This is a genomic window from Steroidobacter sp., from assembly GCF_016790065.1.
Lineage (GTDB): Bacteria > Pseudomonadota > Gammaproteobacteria > Steroidobacterales > Steroidobacteraceae > Steroidobacter.
Genome location: NZ_JAEUPY010000542.1, coordinates 1 through 5212, shown reverse-complemented (window position 1 = coordinate 5212; position 5212 = coordinate 1). Strand labels below are relative to the sequence as shown.

The window sequence follows — 5212 nt, the reverse complement described above, 5'->3', positions numbered from 1 at the left end:
CCAGTCACTATCGAGTCAAACCGCGGATGAGCAAGAGCGTGCGACTGGAGGCACTCTGTCTCACCGCGCTCTAATGCGAACGCGCTGGTCGCCGTGCTCTACCAGCAGATGTGGGTTCGCTTGTAGATGCAGCAGCAGTGACTGCAGATTGTGGGCATCGAAGGTTCCGCTGAGGCGCTGTTCGTCGTCTTGGCCGACGCGGCCTTCCAGGATGAGCTGCGTCTCGTTGTAACGATTGAACTCCCGCGCCACTTCCTCGAGCGTCGCGTCCGAGAACACCAGTTGGTTCAATCGCCATGCGGTGGCGGTGCGAACAGTCTCGTCGGTCCTGGCCATCTGCGATGGTGTGGTCCGTGCCGCTTCGCCCGCCAACAATTCCAGGGTGGCGGGGGGCTGGCCTACCGCCGCGGTACGAGCAGAATGAATCGGCGGAAGCGCCGAGCCGGCGCTGACTTCGACGATGCCCTCGAGTACTGTCACTCGAGTCTCCTCGGGCCGGGCATATACATTGAACTGTGTTCCAACGGCACGAGCGACGCTATTCGCGGAGCGCACATAGAACGGCCGTTGCTTGTCGGGCGCCACCGTGAACAACGCTTCGCCCTCGAGATCGATGACCCGCTGCCCGTTGCTGAAAGACACTTTGGCGCGCGATTGAGTGTTCAACTGCATGCGCGAGCCGTCTTCCAAGGTGTAGGTCCGTTGTTCACCGATGTGTGTGACATATCTGCCGGCGTTATGTAGATACCAACCGATTCCAATGGCGCAGGCGGTTACGGCGGCGGCAACAGCGAATACACGGCGCTGCTCACTTGCTGGCGCTGAGGATTGCGTGGGCACCGTCGCCGTCTTGCTCTGTTCGGTGAACGGCACGACCACGGCAGGGCGCTGCTCGTGTGCCAGACCAAACTGGTCGCTGAATTTCATCCGATCCAGATCGTCGGAGATATCGGCGATGTCGAAATAAGCCTGCAGATGCTCGGGGGAACGGCGCAGCCAGGCGAGCCAGCGGCTTTGTTCCCGCTGCGTCGGCGGCCGAGGATCTTCCTGCCAACGCACCAGCCACGCGGCTGCTTCCTCGCTAATGCTCTTGGGTCGCCTGAAGAATCTCATGTCCATATCCCTGACCACTTACTCGGTGCGCTGCGCATCGCGAAGATGCGCATAGGTTTTGGTCAAGTACCGTAGTACCTGCGCGCGGGATAACCGCAGCCGGCTGGCGATTTCATCGCAAGACAGACCATCGCGTTTGCGTAGCATGAGGACCGTGCCGTAGACCGGCGGCAGCTGCGCGAGTAGGTGGATCAGATGCTCCTCGGCGTTGATTTCACTGCTGGGGTCGTCTCCGCGCACCGCGCTCAGGCGGTCCAGAGTTTCATGGTCGAACGTGGGCGCGCGCCGTCGGTGAGCTGCATTGGCCCGTCGGACGACATTCCAAGCCACCTTGTAAAGGTAAGCGGTCGGGTCGCGAACCAGCTCCGCCGGGGGATACTGGATCAGCTCCAGATAGACTTGTTGCACCAGGTCGTCGACACCTTGCTTCTCACGCGCTACCCCGGAGAAGAAGCGCCGTAATAGCGCTCGCCGCTCATTCGATTGAGCGAGTTCGGCGAAGGCGGCGGGCGTTGGTTCGGTGTCCACGAGCGGGCGAGTATAGGGCCTGAACTGTATTGGGAGGATTTCGCAGCGAATCGCATAGGCGGGCGTGAAAAAAATATGGCTGGCGGGCGCTGGCGTAAAAAATTGCTGGCCAGGGTGTGCGATTCGATGCCGGAACCACCCAACCTGCAACGAGAGATCAATTCACAGCACATATCGCGGAGTCTGGATGCGCCTCAGGGGTAAAGAATGGATCTGCACACTAGTGGCATGCGTGGCCAGTGCATCGGCGGGAGCCGGTGCGCCGGAGGGCCGGGCACAGAAGCCGGTGCATGTGATGGTTGCCGCCAAGCCGATCGCCGAGGCGCTCAATGACCTGGCTCGCCAAACCGGCCTGCAAGTCGTCATCAATTCCAGCACCGCAAGCGGCATTCATTCCGAAACGCTCGAGGGCGATTTCACCCCGGAGGATGCGTTGCGCCGGCTGCTGGAAAGCACCGGACTGATCTACGAATATTTGAACAACGACACGGTGTCCATCCGCAGGCCCGAGGCGGCGTCGGTCACTGGCGCTGCCAAAGCCGGCACAGTTTCGGCTGCAGGCGGCAGCGGCGCCTCTGCCACCGAGGAGTTGGAAGAGATCCAGGTCGTCGGCAGAAAGCCGTTCACGGATGCCAACGTCGACATCGTGCGCACCGAAAACGACGCGCAACCCTATTACATCTTCAAGGCTGCGGAGATCGAGCAAGCCAATACGGTCAACCTCGAAGAGTTCCTGAAGCAGCGGCTGACCATGAACACGGTCAGCCGAACGATGAGTCAAGGCACCAGCAACGGCCGCACCTTCAGCTCGGCCAACCTTCGCGGTCTGGGTACGAACCAGACTCTGATCCTGGTCAATGGTCGTCGCACCGGCGGCTCCAACGATCAGCAGTTCGATGTCAACGCTTTTGCGCCCTCCATGATCGATCGGGTCGAGGTGTTGCCTTCGTCTGCCTCGGCGATTTACGGCGGCAGTGCGGTCGGCGGTGTGATCAATATCGTGTTGAAGCGTGACTTTGTCGGCGGTGACATTCAGTTGACCTACGACACGCCGCTGGATACGCATGCTCCGGTTCGCAGCGTCGCCACGGGTTACGGCTGGTCGTTGGAGGACGGTAGAACCAACATCACGCTCAGTGCTTCGTTTCGGGACAGCGAAGCGGTGACATTCGGAGATCGCTCGGAGTTGTATGAGCGCGGCCTGTCGCGCATTCGTGCCAGGGCGCCTGGGCTGCTGTATTCAGCGAACTTTCCGGCGCAGTTTGGCTCGACTCCCAACATCGCCTCGGCGAATGGCAGCGCTCTGGTGTTCGATGACGGTACGCCGCTGGGATCGTCGCTGACATACATTCCCACAGGGACGTCGCCCAGCACTTCGTTGGCCGCTTTACAGGCAGGCTTGTTGGCGAACGCCGGAGGACAGAACACGACGCCGGGTCGTGGCGGCGCTCTGGCAACGATCAGCGGTCTACGCGCGCCGCTCGGTGCGGAAGCTGCCGAATCCCGATCGGTGACCGGCGCCATCCGCCGTAAGATGACGGACCGCTTCGAGCTGATCGGCGAGTTGATGTACAACAGCAACGAAGGCAGCGGCCATCCTTCCAATCGTTTGTCCGTCATCATTCCGGCAGACTCACCGACCAATCCGTTTCAACAGGCGGTGCGTGTCACGCCGCCGTTGAATGACAACCTCGGGTTTTATTCCTTCAAAGCGGAATCGTTGCGCGCGGTGCTGGGCTTCGTGCTCGATCTGCCGAACGACTGGCGCGTACAGGGCGACTACACTTGGAATCGCGCCAAGTTTCCTTTGGAGGAAGGTTGCTTCGATTGCGCCTCGGGTGAAATCGCATCGGAGGAGGCGTTCGCGGACGGCACGCTGAATCCGTTCCTCGACACCTTGGCGTATCCGCTGCAGATCGGGCCTTACACCACCGTCGCCGATCGAGCCAAGGCCAGTGAGCAGGACTACACGCTCGCCGATATTGGTTTGCGCATGTCGGGTCCGGTGGGCACGCTGCCTGCGGGACAGCCGAACCTGACCATTGGTCTGGGCTATCGAGAAGAAAAATTCGAAGGCGGCTATTCCGATCTGGCGGCGTTCGGGCGGACCACTTACTTTCCCCAATCGCAGAATGTCACTAGTGTCTACGCCGAAGCGCTGGTGCCGCTGATCGCCGCTGCGAACGACGTTCCTGGCGTGCGGTTGCTCGATCTGCAGATTGCCAGCCGCTTCGAGAATTATTCGGTGAGCTCCGGTACCTGCTGCCGAGACACCTTTCCGCCTGACTATGAGGTGGATCCCGCAGAAGAATTGCAGCGAGAGCAGGTCGATTACTCGTCTACCAGTGTCACGGTGGGCTTGCGCTACAAGCCGGTCGAATCGTTCACTGTGCGTGCCAGCTATGCCACGGCTTTCTTGCCCCCGGCGTTCGGTGAGTTGCTGCCGGATCCGGTCGACCCAGAGCCAGTCAGTTTCTTTGGCGCGCTCGATCCGCAGCGAGGTAACGAACAGGTCTACGCAACGGATCTCACCGGCGGCAATCCCAACATCGATCCCATGGATGCGGAGACCTTCAGCGTCGGCTTTCTGTTCGAGCCGCAGTTCTTGAAAGGCCTGCGGGTCGGTCTGGATTGGTTTCGAATCGAACGCAGTCATCTGATCTTCGAACCTTCGGCGTCCCTGATCCTGCTGAATCAGGAGCTGTTTGCCAATCGCATCACGCGCGCGGCACCGGAGGCCGGCGATCCGTATAGCGTGGGGCCGATCACGCAGCTGGATCGAAGACTGGTCAACGTCAGTCACGTGGCCATGGAAGGGTTCGACGTGACCTTGGGATATAGCCATGCGACCGAGCGGCTCGGCGTTTTCAGCTTCGATCTGGCAGTGACCATGATCGACAGTTTCACTCGCGTGCTGTCTCCCGAGAGTGCCGAGGAAGACATTGCCGGACAGGTGGCCAACGGCGGTCCACTCAAGTTGCGCGCCAATGCAACTCTGGGTTGGGAGCGAGGCAATTGGAGTCTGGGTTGGACGACGCTGTACTACGGTCCGTACGACCAATACGACAGCCCGCTCTATCTGGCTGCACAGGGCGGCACGACAGTCTCGCATCAGGTCTATCACAATCTGTTCGCAGGCTATCGATTCGCGGATCAAGGGCGAGTCGGAGTGCTGTCGAATACCAGCATCACGCTGGGCATGCGCAACGTGTTCAACACGCTGCCACCGTTCGATGCATACGCTGGTGGCCGTGGCAGCGCGTTCTACTCGAACTTCGGCGATCCTCGGTTGCGCGCCATCCAGATGTCGGTGGGCAAACGTTTCTAGATGAAGATGCTGTTGTTGGTCCTGAGCGTGGGGGCGGTGGTTCTACTGTGTCGCCCCCACCGCCACGCTCGCTGGTGGAGTGTGGGCGTCGGAATGGCGCTGTGGGTCGCGGTGATTGTCTCTTGGCAACTGAGCGGTTGGCGCGCGCCGCTGTTGCCATTGTGGTTATGGGCGCTCTGGCTCGGCTGGCGCGCGTTACGTAATTCTTCGGTTGGCGCATCGCTCCGGTGGCATCGCCAGGTA

At 60.7% G+C, this 5212-nt stretch carries 3 protein-coding genes and 1 pseudogene; 2 read left to right on the top strand and 2 right to left on the bottom strand.

Annotated elements, in window-relative coordinates:
* Nucleotides 1-60: 60 nt before the first annotated feature.
* Both JNL55_RS22505 and JNL55_RS22500 read right to left on the bottom strand, forming a co-directional pair.
* A complete protein-coding gene (locus JNL55_RS22505; protein WP_293859249.1) occupies nt 61-1113 on the bottom strand; it encodes a FecR family protein in 1053 nt (350 codons plus the stop codon).
* An 18-nt stretch (nt 1114-1131) separates the two neighbouring features.
* Entirely contained in the window at nt 1132-1641 is a 510-nt protein-coding gene (locus JNL55_RS22500; protein ID WP_293859246.1) for an RNA polymerase sigma factor, read from the bottom strand.
* A gap of 232 nt (nt 1642-1873) precedes the next feature.
* Between JNL55_RS22500 and JNL55_RS22495 the strand changes: the two genes are divergently transcribed.
* Nucleotides 1874-4969, top strand: coding sequence for a TonB-dependent receptor (locus JNL55_RS22495; RefSeq protein ID WP_293859243.1), 3096 nt, complete (start codon nt 1874-1876; stop codon nt 4967-4969).
* Nucleotides 4970-5212 (top strand): annotated as a pseudogene (locus JNL55_RS22490) (hypothetical protein); the annotation flags it as partial.

Excerpts from the sequence above, each read along its gene's own strand:
- JNL55_RS22505 (WP_293859249.1), bottom strand. The coding sequence starts at position 1,113 with ATGAGATTCTTCAGGCGACCCAAGAGCATTAGCGAGGAAGCAGCCGCG.